Here is a 678-nt window from a genome sequence, read left to right on the forward strand (position 1 = left end):
AGGCTTCGTTCTCCCCAGTCACAACCGCTTTGCCAGAAAATTTCGTAACTGGCAGAAATGCCCCGGCCGACCGCATACAGCCGGACGTTGGCAGCAAACGCAAAAAAAAACAACCATGAAGTTAATAACACTATTTGGACTAATTCTCTTAGTATTTAGTTGCAACGGACAAAGGCAAAATGAAGACTCTTCCTTTTCTGACCTTTGTGAAAATCTACCAACCATTACAACACCAATTGTCTTTAACTCTAATATTGACATTCAATTGAAATCGGTTGATTTGCCAAAAAATAGAATATTAAATGAGCTTAATGACAAGAGTGGTTTTTCAGTTTTTGGAAAAATATTCGAATCAAAAAGTCTTGTGACGATAGTTGGATATGTCCCTGATGACTATGGGTCTCCAATAGTAGTGACAATTGACAATAAAGGGAATATAATTGATTCGTTTTCTCTTTATCAGTCTGTTGGCTTTGATATGGGTTACTATCGGTCAAACTTTGTAACCATAAATTCAGACAAAACAATCAGCATAGTTGACAGCCTAATAACTAGAAAGATTTTAGAAGATGGAAGCAATGAAATTCCAGATTCCGACTCATTGGCAGTTACGAAAAGTAGATTCAAACATGCAGCAAGCGGAAAAATCGAGAAAATTGAATAAGCGTCAGCTGCCAA

The 678-nt window shown here is 37.2% G+C and carries 1 protein-coding gene; it reads left to right on the forward strand.

Translation table 11 applies throughout. The features are described 5' to 3' along the window. A partial coding sequence (locus JCM15548_RS20755; protein WP_227626100.1) for a hypothetical protein occupies window positions 1-664 on the forward strand: 664 nt, incomplete at its 5' end. Between the last annotated feature and the right edge of the window lie 14 nt (window positions 665-678).

Source organism: Geofilum rubicundum JCM 15548 (genome assembly GCF_000974365.1).
GTDB classification, from domain to species: Bacteria; Bacteroidota; Bacteroidia; order Bacteroidales; family Marinilabiliaceae; genus Geofilum; species Geofilum rubicundum.